Consider the following 16265-nt stretch of genomic DNA (forward strand, 5'->3'; position numbering starts at 1 on the left):
TAGACCACGAGATCGACGTGGTATCGGCGGTGTCTGTTAGGGTCTCGCGGAGCACGTTTCTGACTCTTCCGCCAACCTGGTGCGGTTCCCTGATTCGTGCTTTCTTGCCTGCTACCTGGGCCCCACGTTTCTGGTCTACATCGTGCTCTGGATTGTCATTCGAGCGAATAAAAGCCGGGTGACAGCTGATCACACCCCACTCAGCAGTTGGTCAGCTGTCACCCTTTTACGACGCGTCGCTCATCAGCTTCGCGTAGCCCGGCTTGATCACGTCGTTGATGATGGCCAGCCGTTCGTCGAACGGGATAAAGGCGCGCTCTTCATCGCATTGACCGTGAACCACTGCAGATGCCCGCCAGCCGTAGTGCAAAAAGCGTCCACCAGCAGGGCCCATTCCCTGGTCATCGAGGTGTCGCATCATCAGCCGGTTGTCGTGTTCACCCCGTCACCCCGGAAATAGAGCTCGCGGAGCACCGATCGGGTGCTCGGCAATCGACGCCCGGCCGGGATGGCTGCCGGGGAGACGTCGTTGTCATTGCAATACGCTACCGAACCCGCCAGACGTACGATGACCGACCCTGGCGAAAGCGTGATGTGCGCACCACTCATCGGATAGTGTCACGACCGGCCCGCCTCAGCGGCCAAATCCCATCACCACGAAACGGGGCATTGTGACCGCGCAGCCAATGGCGAATACGCTGGAAAGACCACCGAACGACGTTCTGACCCGCGCGCATCAGGAAAGTCTTGGCCGGCACATCGCGACTTTTCACCCCAAGCGGCGCACCGTAGCCGTCATAGCGATGATAGTGATGGGACTCGCTTCACTGGTCATTCTCGTCGGCTTTTACTTTCTCTGGCTGGCTTTCCAGAGCTCGTTGAACCCCAGACAGGCCGCTAAGCGGGTGTACGTGTTCGACCACGGATTCATGACCGTCAATCACGCAGGCCCTGAGTCGACCTATCGTTGGGACCGGATTTCCTCTGTTTACCAGGAAATCACCGTGAATTATTCCAACGGCATCAAAACTGGCACCACCTACGTCTACACGATCATTCGCGACGACGACGTGCAGACCAAGCTCACCCATTTCTATGACGACATCGCGCGGCTTGGCCGGCTGGTCTGCGACCAGGTCGCCCGGACCCATCTGCCCGCGGTGGAAGCGAAACTGTCCCGTGGCGAAAACGTACAGTTCGGCGACGTCAGCATCGGCCGGCCGGGAATCGCCATCCGCAAGGGCATCGTCCCGTGGCCCGAGGTGGAGGCCGTGAACGTACGGGAGGGCTACGTCTCGATCAAGCGGGCCGGCAAGTGGATGGCCGCCGGTGGCACGCCGGCCAAGAAAATCCCGAACCTCTATTTGTTCCTCCACCTCGCCGACCGTTTTCTGGGCGTACGCGGCTAGGGCGGGTCTCCTCATTCCAGGTGGATGAGGAGACGCGCCCTAAAGAATGTCGCCGGGTTGGTAGGCCGCCGCTGCTGGGTCGGCGGCCACCAGCTTCGCCACCAGGTCAGCGAAAGTGGCCACCTGACGCTGCGCGAGGCCGGTGAAGGAAAGCGGCTCGCCAACTGCGTCGCGGACCTGGGCGGCAGTCAGCCCGAGCCGCGGATCGGTAGCCAGCCGGTCCAGCAAGGCCGAGCCGTCGGTGTCACCGACCTCCCGCATGGCCAGCGCGGTCGCCACCGCGTGCTCCTTGATGACCTCGTGCGCGGTCTCTCGGCCGACGCCGGCGCCCACCGCGGCGACCAACAGTTTCGTGGTGGCAAGGAAGGGCAGATACCGCCGCACTTCGCGATCGATCACCGCGGGGAAAGCGCCGAATTCGGCCAGCACGGTCAACAGTGTCTCGAAAAAGGCCGTCCAACGCGAAAAATGCGTCTGGCAGCGCGACTCTGCGTACGACCGAACAGGAAACGTCGCCCTCGTTCCACTGGTGGTCGCCGGCGAGCGCGCCGACCATGGTCAGGTAGCCGCGCAGGATGTTCGCGAAACCAGTGATCCGCTCGGACGACCGGCTGTTCATCTTGTGCGGCATCGCCGAGGAACCCACCTGTCCGGCCTTGAAACCCTCGGTGACCAGCTCGTTCCCAGCCATCAGCCGGATGGTGGTGGCCAGCGACGCCGGCCCGGCGGCAGCCTGCACGAGTGCGCTCACTACGTCCAGGTCCAGCGACCGTGGGTAGACCTGCCCGACGCTGACCAGCGAGTCCTGGAAACCAAGGTGCCGGGCGACGGCCGCCTCCAGCTCGTCCACCGCGGCCGGCGAGCCGAGCAGCTGCAGCATGTCCGCGCTCGTACCCACCGGACCTTTGATGCCCCGCAACGGATAGCGCGCGATCAGCTCGTCGACTCGGCGCAGCGCCAGCAAAAGCTCCTGCCCCGCGGTCGCGAAGCGTTTGCCGAGCGTGGTTGCCTGCGCCGGCACATTGTGGCTGCGACCGGTGAGGGCGATGTCCGTGTACGTGGTGGCGAGCTCCGCCTGCCGGGCCAGCGCCGCCAGCATCCGGCCGCGTACCAACCGCAGCGCGCTGACGATCTGCAGCTGCTCGACGTTCTCGGTGAGATCGCGACTGGTCATTCCCTTGTGCACCTGCTGGTGCCCGGCGAGCGCGTTGAACTCCTCGATCCGGGGCTTTGACGTCGTGCCGGGTGACCCGCTCACGGGCCGCGATCGACACCAGATCCACCTGGTCGATCACCCGCTCGTACGCCTCAATGGCACCGTCCGGCACCGGCACGCCCAAGTCCGCCTGCGCCCGCAACACCGCCAGCCACAGCTGCCGCTCGAGCACGATCTTGTGCTCGGCGGACCACAGCCTGGCCATCTCGGCACTGGCATACCGACCTGCGAGAACGTTGGGAATCACCGGCTTGCTCACCATCCCATCGTACGGGCCGGGGTGGCCGGCGTTCCCAGGCCGCCAGCCGCCTCAGCCGAACCGCTCCAGGCTGAAGATCCAGGCGTTGAAGGTGCTGGCCACCGGTTCGTCGATCTTGGCGGTCGCGTTGGTGCGGAAGTGGTACGCCTGCTCGAAATGTTTGCGCGCGTCCGGCACCTTGCCCTGCTGCCACAGGCATCTGGCCAGCAGGTCCTCGACTTCCATCTCCGTCTCCTCGACGCGCGCACACAACGTCGCCGGGTCAGCGCTGGCCCGGTGATCGCGCAGCCGACCGGCCGCCACTGTCAGAATACGTTCGGCTTCGTGCGACTGGTGTTCGCAGATGAACGCATAACCGAGCCGCGTCCGGTACACGAACTCATCCGACAGCACGTCGGCTTCGGCCGCGGTGGCCTGCTCGAACAGTGGCACGGCCGCGGCCGTCTCACCCTCGGCCATCTGGTCGAGCGCCAGGTTGATCCGCAGCTCTGCGACTTTTGGCTCGTCAGCGCCACATTCCTCGACCATCCGGGCGATGAACCGGAGCCGCAGCGCTACCGCGTCCGCCCACCGGCCGGCCTTTCGCAACCGGCCGCTGAGTTTGTTCACCGCGGCCACCATTTCGAGCAACCGCGGCCCGGATATCACCGCGAGGTCAGCGAACTTGGCCTCAGCGGCCTGCGCGCGACGCTGTCCGCTGGCCCCGGCCGTACGCCCGAACTCCTGGCATTGCCGCAAAACCTCGGCCTCCGCCGGACACGAAATCTCGGCCGCGGCCCGGATCCACGGCCCGGCGAGGTGCTCCACCCGGCCAAACCGGTGCGCGGCGAAAGATGCCAGCACCTGTTGGGCGCGCAGCCGTACGAACATCGGATCCAGCGGGGTCAGGACGCGCTGGTATCGCAGCACCGCCCGGTCCAACTGGGCACACGCGTCCCACTGATCGCCCTCAAAACGCCGACCGGACGCGATCTGTCGGGCCGACTCCGCGAACGACCGAACCCGCACCGTAGGCAGGAAGACCTCGAGCTCCACGCGTGCGTCGCGATAGGCCTGTCGGGCCTGGGTCTGCTCCACCGGCTCCCTCTCAAGTCTCCCTGTGGTGGCTCTTTCGTCTCAGTTGCGTCAACAATTTCATCACACCTGAGCGGCTTACCCGTTCGGGTCGCCGGCTGCTGTCCTTGTCCGGTGCAGAAAACCAGTGAAAAACAACAGTTGTTGACCGTGCGGGTGGCAACCTGGAGTGCCCTGCATCCCTGGCCGGCGATCGGTGTCTGGGCGGCCATCATCATTGCCTGCATCGGGCTCGGCGCGGTCACCGGAACGAACCAGATCCAGGGAAAGGATGGCTGGGTCGGCGAACAGGGCCGTGCCGCGGCCATCGTGGACGCTGCCGGCCTGAACGCGCCGCCAATGGAGAAGGTGCTGATCTCGGCGCGGTCCGGCGCTTTCGACCGAGGCAAGGCCGATGCCGCCGCGGCGGACCTGACCCGCCGGATGCGCACCCTGGCCGCGGTCTCCAGCGTCGATCCGCCGATCGTGGCCAGCAAAGGAAACTCGGTGCTGGTGAAGATAACTATGAGAGGCAGCGCCAAAGAGGCCGGCACCAAACTGCCGACCCTGCTTGCCCAGACTGCTGGCACTCAGCTCGCCTTTCCGAGCTTGCAGATCGACGAGACCGGCACTGTTTCCACCTCACAGGCGCCTGGCGAGCAACTCGGGAAGGATCTGGCCCGCGGCGAGGTCATCACGCTGCCGGTCACCTTGCTGATCCTGCTGGTGGTTTTCGGCAGCCTGCTCGCCGCCGGCATCCCGATGTTGCTCGCGCTCACCTCGGTTTTCGCCTCGATGGGCCTTTACGCCGCCGCTTCCTCCATTTTCCCGGATGCCGGCGGCGCGGTCGCGAATGTCATCCTGATGATGGGTATGGCCGTCGGCGTCGACTATTCGTTGTTCTACCTCAAACGGATACGAGAGGAAAGTGAGCGGGCGGACGGCAAGATCAGCCCCACCGCGGCCGTACAGATCGCCGCTGCCACCTCCGGCCGCGCGGTAGTGATTTCCGGCCTCGCGATCGTGGTCACCATGGTGGGCCTTTATCTGGCCGGTGACGCCATCTATTCGTCGATCGCCACTGGCACGATCCTGGTCGTCCTCGTGTCCGCGGTCAGCTCACTGACAGTTCTGCCAGCCCTACTGGCGAAACTCGGCATTCGACTCACTCGCCCATCGCGCTTCCTGCGCCTGCGGGCGCGGTCTCACCACCGGGCGGATGGCGGGTTCTGGCCGGCTCTACTGCGCCCGGCGCTGCGTCGCCCGGTGACCACCCTCGCGGTGGCGGTGGCCGCGATGCTGCTCCTTTCGTTGCCGCTGGGCGCTTTCCGTCTCGGCGAATCCGGCCCAGACACCTATCCACGCTCCCTGCCGGCCATCGCTAACTACCTGAAAATCACCGCCGCCTTCCCGGCCGAGGGCTACACGTACGTAGTCGCCGTCCGTACCGACGCGGCCAACGCATCAAAGGTCGTCGCCGGCCTCAAAACCATGGCCGAAGACGCAGACCACGATCCGCTTTTCGCTCCTCGAAACGCGATGACCGTTCGTACGTCCACCGACCGCACCGTCAGTACGGTCGAACTTTCCGCGCCGTACGGACCAAACGACCCGAGAGCTGCGCGAACCCTGAAGCTGCTGCGAAACCAGCTGGTGCCGCGGGTGGTGAGCGGGATCGACCGCGCCCAATACGGGGTGACAGGTGAGATCGCTCGGTCCGTCGACTACGTCCAGCATCAGGAGCAGCAGACGCCGTGGGTGGTCGGATTCGCCTTGCTGGCCACGTTTGCGATGATGGTGGCGGCCTTCCGGTCCGTGGCGATCGCCTTCGCCGGTGTGGTGCTGAACATGCTGTCCTACACCGCCACCCTCGGCGTGCTGGTGCTGGTATTCCAGCACCATTGGGCCGAAGGCATCCTCGGTTTCCAGTCGGTCGGTTTCATCAGCGACCGCGTCCCGCTGATCCTTTTCGTGATTCTTTTTGGGCTGTCCATGGACTATCAGGGTCTTCGTCGTCAGCCGAATCCGAGAAGCCGCGCACCGCGGCATCCCCACCAGGCAGGCCATCTACGAAGGCGTGACCACGTCAGCCGGCGTCGTCACCATCGCCGCTGTCATCATGACCTCCGTCTTCGCCAGCTTCCTTTTCGTCGGCCTGACCGAAATGAAGGAAATCGCGTTCGGCCTCGGCCTGTCGGTCATCCTCGACGCCTTCATCGTCCGCATCATGATCCTCCCCGCCATCATGACCCTCCTCAACAACCACACCTGGTGGCCCAGTCACCCAGCCCACCTGATCTCTGGGCCCGTGCGTAACGACGGCTCTCAGACCAAGGTTGGTCAACCTCGCTAAACCCAACCACGCGCACCCCACCCAACACAGGACCGCCACCTTCAACTCCACAGCTGGCCAACTCGCCCGAAACCAAACCCGCGTACCCCGCCCGGCGCGGAACCGTCACCATTTCCACCAAGTTGGTCAACTTCGACGAAACCCAACCCCGGCGGCGCCATCGGCCGCCAGGCCGATGTTGTCGCCCCTCCGGCAGGAGCGTCCGCCTTCCAGGCCCCGCGGTCTTTGCGGGGCCTGGAAGGCGGACGCTCGTAGCCGTAGTCGACGGCGCCCGCGCCGAAGGCGCCAGAAACATAGGGCGGATCGGCAGTAACCATCGGAAAATCCCGCCCCGCCACCGGTCTTTGGTGGCGGGGCGGGATTTTCCGATGGCTGGTAGACGAGACGCCGCACCCTCGCAGTAAACGCCCTTAACCAGGGCGCTCACCTCCGCAGTAAACGCCCTTAACCAAGGCGCTCACATCCGCAGCAAACACCGCCCTTAACCAGGGCTAACCGCGTACCCTCCCCAATACAAGAGGCGAGGGAACATACTCCGTACCAATATCAACAGCATCCGCGAGAGCTTCCAAAGCCCCCTCAAACCGCGAAACTTCCTCGGTATGCAGTTCAAAAATCGCATCCCCAGCCCGCACCGTATCCCCAGGTTGCGCATCATCACCACCCCAGCAGAAGCTGACACGGGGTCCTCTTTGCGGGCCCGGCCAGCGCCTAACCGCCAAGCCGCAACACCCACCGCATAGGCGTCCATCCGTGTCACAACCCCGTCAGCGGAGGCCGTGACGACGTGTTTTTCTGGAGCTTCAGGCAAAGCAGCCGACGGGTCACCGCCTTGTGCGGTGATCATCCGCCGCCAGACGTCCATCGCGCGTCCGTCGGCCAACGCCTTGGCGGGGTCCACATCGGACAGTCCGGCCAACGCGAGCATTTCCCTGGCCAGCGTGACGGTCAGCTCGACCACGTCGGACGGGCCGCCACCGGCCAGCACCTCGACGGATTCGGTGACCTCCAACGCATGCCCGGCTGTACGCCCCAGTGGCGTCGACATGTCGGACAGCACGGCCACCGTCGGCACGGAATGCGCGGAGCCGAGCCGGACCATTGTCTCGGCCAACCGGCGGGCCGTGTCCAGGTCCTTCATAAAAGCGCCGCCGGAGCCGACTTTTACGTCCAGCACCAGACCACCGGCGCCTTCGGCGAGTTTCTTGGACATGATCGAGCTGGCGATCAGCGGGATCGACTCGACGGTCGAGGTGACATCACGCAACGCGTAAAGCTTCTTGTCCGCTGGAGCCAACCGATCGCCGGCGGCACAAACCACCGCGCCTACCGAGGAAAGTTGGCTCAGGTAGTCCTCAGTGGACACTGAGGCGCGCCAACCCGGAATGGATTCCAGCTTGTCCAGGGGTGCCGCCGGTGTGGCCGAGGCCGCGACCGGACAGCTGCGGTACGATCGCGCCGCAGGCGGCGACCAATGGCGCCAGCGGCAAGGTGATCTTGTCGCCGACACCGCCCGTCGAGTGCTTGTCGACGGTCGGCCGATCGAAGCTGGACAAGTCCATCCGGTCACCGGAGGCGATCATCGCAGCTGTCCAACGGGCGATCTCCGGATCGGTCATGCCGTTCAGGAAAATCGCCATCGCCAACGCCGCCGACATTTGCTCGTCGGCCACCTCGCCGCGCGTGTACGCGTCGATAACCCAGTCGATCTGGTCGTCCGAAAGGGAAAAACCGTCCCGCTTCGTACGGATGACATCAACCGCCGCGAAACTCATCGGACCTGGTCCAGGTGGTCAGGGCCGAAGGCGTCCGGCAACAGCGCCGACATCGGCCGTGGACCGTCGGCGAACTCGATCAGGCAGTCCGGGCCACCGTGCTCGATGAGCAGCTGTCGGCACCGCCCGCACGGCACCAGCGGCTCGCCGGCACCGTCCACACACGACAGTGCGACCAGCCGGCCGCCGCCGGTGGCGTGCAGCGCGGACACCACTCCGCACTCGGCGCACAAGGCGAGGCCGTACGAGGCGTTCTCGACATTGCAGCCGGTCACCACCCGGCCATCGTCGACCAGTGCGGCCGCGCCCACCGGAAACTTGCTGTAGGGGGCGTACGCGTCGCGCATCGCCTCAATGGCGGCGGCGCGCAGCGCGACCCAGTCGACCGTCTGACCTGCTCTGGCAAACATGTCGCCTACGTTAACCGCCCTGTCCTCGGCGGTAGATGACGCCATCCGCGGCCGGCATCCGCAGCCGCTGCGCGGCCAGCGAAAGGACCAGCAATGTGGTGATGTGCGGCGTGTACGTGATCAGTTCCTGCGGCACCGTGGTGCTCAGGAAGAACCACACCACCAGCAGCACCGCGATGAACAGCCCGATACCGCCCTGGAGCCAGCGGCGCCGCCACAGGTTCCAGGCGGACAGCAGAACCACCAGCAGCGCGACGAAAAACAGCAACGCGTGTACGGACGAGTTCTGCCGGGACTGCAGGGCGTCGGTGAAGCCGAACAACGTCGCGCCAGCCGCCAGCCCGCCGGGTCGCCAGTTGCCGAAAATCATCGCGGCGAGGCCGATGTAACCGCGACCGCCGGTCTGTCCCTCCCGGTAGATCGACGAGGCCACCGTGACCAGGAAGGCGCCGGCCATGCCGGCCATCCCGCCGGACACAATGACTGCCGCATACTTCATCCGATAGACGTTCACGCCCAGCGTCTCGGCGGCGATCGGGTTCTCGCCGCATGAGCGCAGCCGCAGGCCGAAGGACGTACGCCACAGCACCAGGAACGTCAGCGGCACCATCAGGATCGCGATGATCGTCAGCCACGACAAACCGGTTGTGACACCACGCAGCAGGCCGGCGAGGTCGGAAATCAGGAACCAGTGTTTGGACTCGATCGGCCGCAGAAGACCGGTCATGCCCGGAATGCCGATGGTGTCGAAGCCGGGCACCGGCGGCGACTGGGTGGCCCCGCCGCCCTTGCCGGTGAAGGCGATGACCGCCAGATAGCGGGCCACGCCCTGTCCGATGATGTTGATCGCGACGCCGGAAATGATGTGGTCAACACCGAAAGTCACGGTGGCGATCGCGTGCACCAGGCCGCCAAGCGCGCCGCCCACCACCCCACCGACCAGGGCCGCCCAAGGGCTGTTGAAGGCGAGGCAAAAGTACGCGCCGGACCAGGTGCCGAGAATCATCATGCCCTCGAGGCCGATGTTGACCACACCGGCTCGCTCCGCCCAGAGGCCGCCGAGGCCCGCCAGCCCGACCGGGATCGCGAGGGTGATCGCGGCGCTGATCTGGCCGCCGGACGTGATGTCGTCGGCGCCGGTGAGCGTACGCACCAGGCACAGCAGCAGGAAAAGCCCGCCGGTGATGATCAGGCCGCGCCGCCAGTCCAGCTTCGGCCCGGCGGTGGCGCCGAGTGAGGGCGCGAGGGTGATGTCGGTGGCGGTGCTCATGCGGCCGCTCCCTCGGCGACCGGGACATCGGTGGCCAGCTCACGGCCGACCGCGCGTTGCTGCTGGCGCAACGTCAACCGGCGGACCACCTCATACGCGATGACCACGCACAGCACGACGGTGCCCTGGGTGATGATCACGATCTCCTTCGGGATGCCGTTCAGGTCCAGGATCAGCGACGACTGGTCGAGGAGGCCCCAGCAGCAGCGCGCCGAACGCGATGCCGATCGGGTTGTTCCGGCCCAGCAACGCGATCGCGATGCCGGTGAAGCCGAGCCCCGCCGGGAAGTCGAGCGAGTACGTGTACGAGGCGCCGAGCAGCTGCGGCAGCCCGACCATGCCGGCCAGCGCACCAGAGATGATCATGGTGGTGAGGGTCATCCGCTTGACCGACACACCGCTCGCGACCGCCGCCGACGCGGACAGACCGGTGGCCCGCAGATCGAAACCGAACCGGCTGCGGTTGACCAGGATCTGGTAACCCACGCCGGCCAGGACCGCCAGGATGATCAGCCCGAAGATGGTGGTGTTCGTCCCCGGGATCAGCGGCAGCCCAGCGACCCGGCCGGACGGCGGGATGGTCGGCGTACCGATGTTGTTGCTGCCGGCGGCCTGGACCGCGAACCGGCCGCGCTGCAACATATACGCCACCAGGCCGGTGGCGATGAAGTTCAGCATGATCGTGGAGATGACGCTGACCCCGCGGGTCACCTTCAGCAGCCCGGCGATGCCGGACCACAGGCCGCCGACCAGCACTGCCACCAGGATCGTCACCAGCTGGCTCAGCACCGGCGGCAGTGGCACGAACCCGGCCACCACGGCGGCGACCATCGCGGCCAGCCGGTACTGCCCGTCGACACCGATGTTGAACAGCTTCATCCGGAAGCCGATGGCCACCGCGAGCGCGGACAGGAAATATGTCACCGCGTTGTTGATGATGTTCGCGATGCTGCTGTCCGGCTGCGCGCCGTAGCTGATCATCTGGCCAAACGCGAACAGCGGTTGCGCACCACTGACAGCAGCACCAACGACGACGTGATGATGAGCGACAGCACCAGCGCCAGCACCGCGGCCAGCAAGCCCGGCAGCAGCCGTTTGAGCGCGGCGGTCATCGCGTCCTCTCGATCATGAGCTGCGGTCCGCTGAGTCGCCGCCAGCTGGCTCGGTGGGTGCGTCGTCGGTGGCGCCGGTCATCGCCGAACCGAGCTCCTCAGGTGTGACGGTGGCTGGATCGACGGTGGCCACGATCCGGCCGCGCAGGATGACCCGCAGCGTGTCGGACATGCCGATCAACTCGTCCAGGTCGGCGGAGATCAACAACACCGCGAGGCCGGCCGTCCGGGCTCGCCGCAGGTGCTCCCAGATCGCCGCCTGGGCGCCCACGTCCACGCCACGGGTCGGGTGCGACGCGATCAGCACCCGCGGCTGGTGGCTCATCTCCCGGCCGACAATCAGTTTCTGCTGGTTGCCGCCGGACAGCGAGGCCGCCGCCACGTCGATGCCGGGCGTACGCACGTCGTATTCCGCGACGATCCGCTCGGTGTCCGCACGCGCGCCGGCCCGGTCGATCCACGGGCCGGAGATGTTCGGTTTCTGGTTCTGGTGACCCAGGATCCGGTTCTCCCAGAGCGGCGACTCCAGCAGCAGGCCGTGCCGGTGCCGGTCTTCGGGGATGTAACCGATGCCGGCCGTCCGGCGCTGCCGGGTGTCCCAGTCGGAGATGTCCCCGTGCCCGAGCCGGACCACGCCGGTGGACGGGCGCATGCCCATGAGTGCCTCGACCAACTCGGCCTGGCCGTTGCCCTCGACGCCGGCGATGCCCAGGATCTCGCCGCGGTGGATCTCGAAGGAGACCCCGTCCACCGCGGGCCGCCCGTGCTCCGACGGCACCGTCAGGTCGGTGACCGAGAGCTCCACCTTGTCGGTGACCGCGTCCGTACGCAGCTGCGGCACCGGCAGTTCGCTGCCGACCATCAGCTCGGCCAGCTGCCGGGAGGTGACCTCGGACGGCTTGACCGTACGCACAGTGGTGCCGCGCCGGACGACGGTGATCTCGTCGGCGACCGCGAGCACCTCGTCGAGCTTGTGCGAGATGAAGATGACCGTCAGGCCCTCGGCCTTCAGGTCGCGCAGGTTGCCGAAGAGCTCGTCGACCTCCTGCGGCACCAGCACCGCGGTCGGCTCGTCCAGGATCAGGATTTTGGCGCCCCGGTAGAGAACCTTGAGGATCTCCACCCGCTGCCGGTCGCCCACGCCGAGGTCCTCGACCAGCCGGTCCGGCTGGATGCCCAGCCCGTACGACTCGGAGATCTCCAGGATCCGGCGGCGAGCCCGAGCCCCGATGCCGCACAGTCGCTCGGCGCCGAGCACCACGTTCTCGGTGACGGTGAGGTTGTCGGCGAGCATGAAGTGCTGGTGCACCATGCCGATGCCGGCTTTGATCGCCTGCTGGGGAGAGCCGAAATGCACGGTCGCGCCGTCCACCTCGATGGTGCCGGCGTCCGGCCGCTGCATCCCGTACAGGATCTTCATCAGCGTCGACTTGCCGGCGCCGTTCTCCCCGACGATCGCATGCACGGTGCCACGCTGCACCTCGATGTTGATGTCGTCGTTGGCGACGACTCCGGGGAACCGCTTGGTGATCCCACGCAGAGCCACCGCCGTCGGGGCGGTCGCCGGACTCTCGGTCGGCTTTGGTCAGTGCTGGAATGGCTGACGCTCCTCTTTGAGCGAGAGGCTGGCCCGATGCCGACGCACCGGGCCAGCCGCTGGATGTCCTGCTGGGGTTGCTAGGAAGCCGGGGTCGCCGGGACCACGATCTTCCCGTCGATGATCTGCGTCTTGAAACCGTCGATCACCGACTCGTACTGCTTCACGGCCGGGTTGCTGGTCGAGTAGCCGACCCCGTTCTCCTTCAGGCCGAACCGCTGCTCACCGGACTTGACCTGGTTCTTGCCGGCCTGCTCGACGAAGTTGAACACCGCGGTGTCCACGCCCTTCAGGGCCGAGGTCAGGATCCACTGCTTCTGGTCCGCCGTCGCGGTCGCATACTGGTCGGAGTCGACGCCGATAGCCCACTTCTTGGAAGCGGCCGCGGCCTCGAACAGACCCGAGCCGGAGCCGCCGGCCGCGTGGTAGACCACGTCAGCGCCACCGTCGTACATGCCCTGGGCGGTGACCTTCGCCTTCGCCGGGTCGTTGAAGCCGGTGAAGTCCGGCGGCTGGGACAGGTACTTGACCTGGACCTTGATCGTCTTGTCGACGGCCGCGACCCCGGCCTGGTAACCGGCCTGGAACTTCTGGATCAGCGGAGTCTGCACGCCGCCGATGAAGCCGACGTTCTTGGTCTTGGTCGCCTTCGCGGCGGCCACCCCGACCAGGAACGAGGACTCGTTCTCCTTGAAGACCAGGTTGGTCACGTTCGGTCCGGAAACGTCGGAGGCGGCGCCGTCGACGATCGCGAACTTCACCTTCGGGAACTGCGGCGCGACCTCTTTGAGGCCCGGCGCGTACGCGAAACCGACCGCGATGATCGGGTTGAAGCCGGCCTGGGCGAGCAGCTTGAGCCGAGCCGCCTTGGCCGCGTCGCTCTCGCCGACCACCGCGGAGAGCTCTTTGGTGGTGATCTTCAGGTCGGTCTTGGCCTTGTCCAGACCCGCCGCCGCCAGGTCGTTGAACGACTTGTCGCCGCGGCCACCCACGTCGAACGCGAGCCCGACCTTGACCGACGTGGTCGACGAGCCGCCGCCCGCCGTCCCGGTGGTGCCACCGCCGCAGGCGGTCAGTGCCATCGCACCGACGGCCAGCACCGAGGCCAGCTTGATCCCCCTCGCTCGACGCACGTCGAGACTCCTTCCTATGCGCGCCCGGCCCGACGACAGTGTGGGCCGGGATGAACCGTCGCGACTGTAGCGGGCGGCGCAACACCGGGGAGCCGAACGGTGAACTTGTGATGTCCCGGTAATACGGACGCCGCAGCTTGACCGATCAATGCCCTTGCACCGCTGTCCCACCGCCACGGCAACTGTGCTCGTGACGCAGGTTAGTGTGGCGCACTGACAGTCCTGACGAGGGCCGAGTCGGTGGATTCTAAGGAGGTCGGCGTGTCGGAACCGGAACCGACCGCCGGGTCGGACCCGGAATCACCCGACGTATCCGACCTGCGTACGGCCAAGATCGATGCTCCTGCCGACTCCCTCGCCGAGGCGGACCCCGCCGCGGCCGAGTCTGAGCCGGTTGACGCCACCGAGCCGGAGCTGGTCGACGCCACCGGCTCGGAGCCAGCGGCTCCCGGTTTCTGGAGCCGGGCGAGCCTCGCCGGTACGCACTATGCCAACCGGGACGGCACCTGGTCCTGGTACGCGCACCGGGTGACCGGATTCCTGATCTTCGTCGCCGTCCTCGTCCACGTCGCCGACCGTGCGCTGGTGCTCGTTTCCCCGGACTCGTACAACACCGTCGCGGCGATCTACACCCACCCGGCCGGCGTGTTGTTGGACGTCGTGGTCTTCGGCGCAGTGCTCTACCACGCGCTGAACGGCCTGCGGATCATCGCCATCGACACGATCGCCGCCGCGGCCCGGATCCAGGGCACGCTGATGCGAGTCGTGTTGGTGCTGTGGGTTCTGGTCATGATCCCGGTGACGTACCAGCTGCTGTCGTACCCACTCGCGCAGCTTTTCGGGAGTGCCACATGACCACCATCTGGGAGCATCGGCTGACGCTTTTCATGCGGCTCTCGGGCGTCCTGCTGGCCGTACTCGTGCTGGGCTACCTCTACCAGACCGACCTCGCGGACGGCGGCGTCCAACGCCTCGGCTTTGCCTGGGTCGCGGCCCGTTGGTCGAACCCGCTCTGGCAGGCCTGGGACGTGGTCACTCTGTGGCTGGCGCTGCTGCACGGCGCGAACGGCCTCCGCGTCGTCGTCCGCGACTACGCCAAGTCCGGGCGGTTTCTGTACGGCCTGGTGGGAGTGCTGACGATCGCCGCGCTCGCGGCCGGGACGTACGTGATTTACGCCTTCAACCCCGCACTCACGTCCTGAGAGCTACCGCGCGCTCATCGCACCCGGCCGCGGCGAAATCTACATAGGGTGCGGCGCGAAATTGTCGTACGTGTCTGTTTTTCTTTCCCCCTCCCTTTGAACGGGCGGGGGGTGGGTCGAGAGGTGGACCTTAATTTTTAGTTGAACATCGGTCCTCAAACCCCCCCCCCACCCGTCACTGGGTGGGGGGGTGATTTTTGGGGGTGGGTACGACAGTTTCGAGCCGCACCCCGCGTACGGGCCGGCCAGACTCTCAGCTTGAGCGGCGCCGAGAGGCCAGGAAACCGCGGATGCCGTAGACGCCGACGACGGTTCCAATGGCGAGTGAAGTGACGATCAGCAGCACATGCACGATCAGGAAGCTGGTCGGCGAGCCGGCCGTGAAGGAGCGGGGGTCATTCCAGATCGCGACCGCGAAGCGCGGCCAGATGATCCAGTTCCACACGCCGACGACCACCAGGAAGATCGACCAACCACGCGAGAGCACCATGCCTCCAGTGTCCCCGGCCGCCAGCAGGCAACTTCTACCGGGTGTCGAAGCAGGCGTACGCCGCTTTTGGGCTAGTTCCGCGCGCCTGCGAGACCTACGGGGTTCGTGTGACTAGCGTGGCTGCCGATGCCCGTGAGCCCGCTGACTACTCCGATGCCCGCGATCTCCCGTCGGCGGGCGGTCGTTCTGGTGGCGGCGCTGTGCTGCGCGATCGGCGCGGCGATTCCGTGGCCAGGGGCGGCCACCGCGGACATCAGGACCGGACCGATCGGCGGGTCGCTGATGGGTACGACCGGCGAGGTGCACGCCTCGAACTCGGCCCCGCCGCCGGCGATGGACGCCTCCGCGTACGTCGTCGCCGACGCCACCACCGGCAACGTGCTCGCCGCCAAGCAACCGCACTGGCGGAACGAGCCGGCCAGCATCCTCAAGACCCTGCTGACGCTGACGATCGTACGAAATGTGCCGCTGGACAAGCAGGTCGTCGTCAACGCCGCCGACCTCAACGTCGAGTGCACCTGCGTAGGCCTGACGCCCGGCCGCAGCTACACCGTTGACGCACTCCTGCACGCGCTGCTGATGCGCTCCGGCAACGACGTGGCCAATGTGCTGGCGGAGGCGACCGGCAGCCGCGCGAAGACGCTGCAGCTGATGAACGCGCGACCGCGGCCTCCCTCGGCGCGTACGACATCAACGCCCTCACCCCGAACGGCCTGAACACCCCCGGCCAGGCGGTCTCCGCGTACGACATGGCGCTGGTCCTGCGAGCCGGACTGGCCGACCCGCGCTTTCTGCAGTACTTCTCCAGCACGACATTCTCGTTCGGTCCAGTAGGTGGCCCGAGTCGGCCGTTGGAAAGCCAGAACGAGCTCTGGCACCTCGGCTTTTCCGGTGAGATCGGCGCGAAAAAAAACGGGTGGACGACACCGGCCGGGCACACGTTCGCGGCCGCCGCACAGCGTGGCGGGCGTACGCTCATCGTCACG

Annotated in this window: 13 protein-coding genes and 5 pseudogenes; 7 read left to right on the forward strand and 11 right to left on the reverse strand. The window is 66.4% G+C overall.

The annotated features are described in order from the left end of the window. Nucleotides 1-226 precede the first annotated feature (226 nt). A pseudogene (locus GNX96_RS40620) lies at nt 227-433 on the reverse strand (adenosine deaminase); the annotation flags it as partial. Between the two features lie 238 nt (nt 434-671). On the opposite strand from GNX96_RS40620, the gene GNX96_RS40625 reads away from it, so the two are divergent. Further along, the gene (locus tag GNX96_RS40625) at nt 672-1409 is read left to right on the forward strand and encodes a DUF6585 family protein (protein ID WP_163572947.1); all 738 of its coding nucleotides are present in this window, start codon (nt 672-674) and stop codon (nt 1407-1409) included. Between the two features lie 39 nt (nt 1410-1448). Here GNX96_RS40625 and purB read toward each other — a convergent pair. Both purB and GNX96_RS40635 read right to left on the reverse strand, forming a co-directional pair. Next, nucleotides 1449-2887: pseudogene (purB, locus tag GNX96_RS40630) on the reverse strand (adenylosuccinate lyase). A gap of 48 nt (nt 2888-2935) precedes the next feature. Further along, on the reverse strand, nt 2936-3961 hold the full coding sequence (locus tag GNX96_RS40635) for a hypothetical protein (protein ID WP_163572948.1): 1026 nt from the start codon (nt 3959-3961) through the stop codon (nt 2936-2938). Nucleotides 3962-4297: 336 nt separating this feature from the next. Between GNX96_RS40635 and GNX96_RS40640 the strand changes: the two are divergent. After that, a pseudogene (locus GNX96_RS40640) lies at nt 4298-5926 on the forward strand (MMPL family transporter); the annotation flags it as partial. Beyond that, nucleotides 5919-6290 carry an MMPL family transporter gene (locus GNX96_RS66165; protein WP_390624280.1) on the forward strand — a complete coding sequence of 124 codons (372 nt, stop codon included), beginning with the start codon at nt 5919-5921 and terminating at the stop codon, nt 6288-6290. The pseudogene GNX96_RS40640 and the gene GNX96_RS66165, both read left to right, overlap by 8 nt. A gap of 491 nt (nt 6291-6781) precedes the next feature. Here the strand turns inward: GNX96_RS66165 and GNX96_RS40645 are convergent. The 7 genes and pseudogenes from GNX96_RS40645 to GNX96_RS40670 all read right to left on the reverse strand — a co-directional run bounded on the left by GNX96_RS40645 (nt 6782) and on the right by GNX96_RS40670 (nt 13587). Next, nucleotides 6782-8065, reverse strand: a pseudogene (locus GNX96_RS40645) (thymidine phosphorylase). Beyond that, nucleotides 8062-8475 (reverse strand): cytidine deaminase, encoded by a 414-nt coding sequence (locus GNX96_RS40650; RefSeq protein WP_163572949.1) that lies wholly within the window; start codon nt 8473-8475, stop codon nt 8062-8064. The pseudogene GNX96_RS40645 and the gene GNX96_RS40650 overlap by 4 nt, the downstream one beginning before the upstream one ends. Nucleotides 8476-8485: 10 nt before the next feature. Continuing rightward, nucleotides 8486-9745 carry an ABC transporter permease gene (locus GNX96_RS40655; protein ID WP_163572950.1) on the reverse strand — a complete coding sequence of 420 codons (1260 nt, stop codon included), beginning with the start codon at nt 9743-9745 and terminating at the stop codon, nt 8486-8488. 90 nt (nt 9746-9835) lie between these two features. Next, a complete protein-coding gene (locus tag GNX96_RS40660; RefSeq protein WP_279582805.1) occupies nt 9836-10726 on the reverse strand; it encodes an ABC transporter permease in 891 nt (296 codons plus the stop codon). After that, nucleotides 10723-10857, reverse strand: a complete 135-nt coding sequence (locus GNX96_RS59025; protein ID WP_279582806.1) for a hypothetical protein — start codon at nt 10855-10857, stop codon at nt 10723-10725. Before GNX96_RS59025 ends, GNX96_RS40660 begins: the two co-directional genes overlap by 4 nt. Nucleotides 10858-10870: 13 nt before the next feature. After that, complete coding sequence (locus GNX96_RS40665; RefSeq protein ID WP_163572951.1) at nt 10871-12403, reverse strand: ABC transporter ATP-binding protein; 1533 nt, start codon at nt 12401-12403, stop codon at nt 10871-10873. 131 nt (nt 12404-12534) lie between these two features. Continuing rightward, the gene (locus GNX96_RS40670; RefSeq protein ID WP_163572952.1) at nt 12535-13587 is read right to left on the reverse strand and encodes a BMP family lipoprotein; all 1053 of its coding nucleotides are present in this window, start codon (nt 13585-13587) and stop codon (nt 12535-12537) included. Between the two features lie 261 nt (nt 13588-13848). Between GNX96_RS40670 and sdhC the strand changes: the two genes are divergently transcribed. Beyond that, nucleotides 13849-14442 carry a succinate dehydrogenase, cytochrome b556 subunit gene (sdhC, locus tag GNX96_RS40675; protein WP_279582807.1) on the forward strand — a complete coding sequence of 198 codons (594 nt, stop codon included), beginning with the start codon at nt 13849-13851 and terminating at the stop codon, nt 14440-14442. Further along, the gene (locus GNX96_RS40680; RefSeq protein ID WP_163572953.1) at nt 14439-14789 is read left to right on the forward strand and encodes a hypothetical protein; all 351 of its coding nucleotides are present in this window, start codon (nt 14439-14441) and stop codon (nt 14787-14789) included. The genes sdhC and GNX96_RS40680 overlap by 4 nt, the downstream gene beginning before the upstream one ends. A 253-nt stretch (nt 14790-15042) precedes the next feature. Here the strand turns inward: GNX96_RS40680 and GNX96_RS40685 are convergent, their stop codons facing one another. Further along, a complete protein-coding gene (locus GNX96_RS40685) occupies nt 15043-15279 on the reverse strand; it encodes an SCO4848 family membrane protein (protein WP_163572954.1) in 237 nt (78 codons plus the stop codon). Between the two features lie 126 nt (nt 15280-15405). Between GNX96_RS40685 and GNX96_RS40690 the strand changes: the two genes are divergently transcribed. Both GNX96_RS40690 and GNX96_RS66170 read left to right on the forward strand, forming a co-directional pair. After that, complete coding sequence (locus GNX96_RS40690; protein WP_279582808.1) at nt 15406-15996, forward strand: D-alanyl-D-alanine carboxypeptidase family protein; 591 nt, start codon at nt 15406-15408, stop codon at nt 15994-15996. Continuing rightward, nucleotides 15993-16220 (forward strand): annotated as a pseudogene (locus GNX96_RS66170) (hypothetical protein); the annotation flags it as partial. The gene GNX96_RS40690 and the pseudogene GNX96_RS66170, both read left to right, overlap by 4 nt. Nucleotides 16221-16265: the final 45 nt, after the last annotated feature.

Source organism: Fodinicola feengrottensis (genome assembly GCF_010993775.1).
Lineage (GTDB): Bacteria > Actinomycetota > Actinomycetes > Mycobacteriales > HKI-0501 > Fodinicola > Fodinicola feengrottensis.

Coding starts and splice junctions, on each gene's coding strand:
- GNX96_RS40680 (WP_163572953.1), top strand. CDS start 14,439: ATGACCACCATCTGGGAGCATCGGCTGACGCTTTTCATGCGGCTCTCG.
- GNX96_RS40685 (WP_163572954.1), bottom strand. CDS start 15,279: ATGGTGCTCTCGCGTGGTTGGTCGATCTTCCTGGTGGTCGTCGGCGTG.
- GNX96_RS59025 (WP_279582806.1), bottom strand. CDS start 10,857: ATGACCGCCGCGCTCAAACGGCTGCTGCCGGGCTTGCTGGCCGCGGTG.
- GNX96_RS40655 (WP_163572950.1), bottom strand. CDS start 9,745: ATGAGCACCGCCACCGACATCACCCTCGCGCCCTCACTCGGCGCCACC.
- GNX96_RS40650 (WP_163572949.1), bottom strand. CDS start 8,475: ATGTTTGCCAGAGCAGGTCAGACGGTCGACTGGGTCGCGCTGCGCGCC.
- GNX96_RS40690 (WP_279582808.1), top strand. CDS start 15,406: ATGCCCGTGAGCCCGCTGACTACTCCGATGCCCGCGATCTCCCGTCGG.
- GNX96_RS40660 (WP_279582805.1), bottom strand. CDS start 10,726: ATGATCAGCTACGGCGCGCAGCCGGACAGCAGCATCGCGAACATCATC.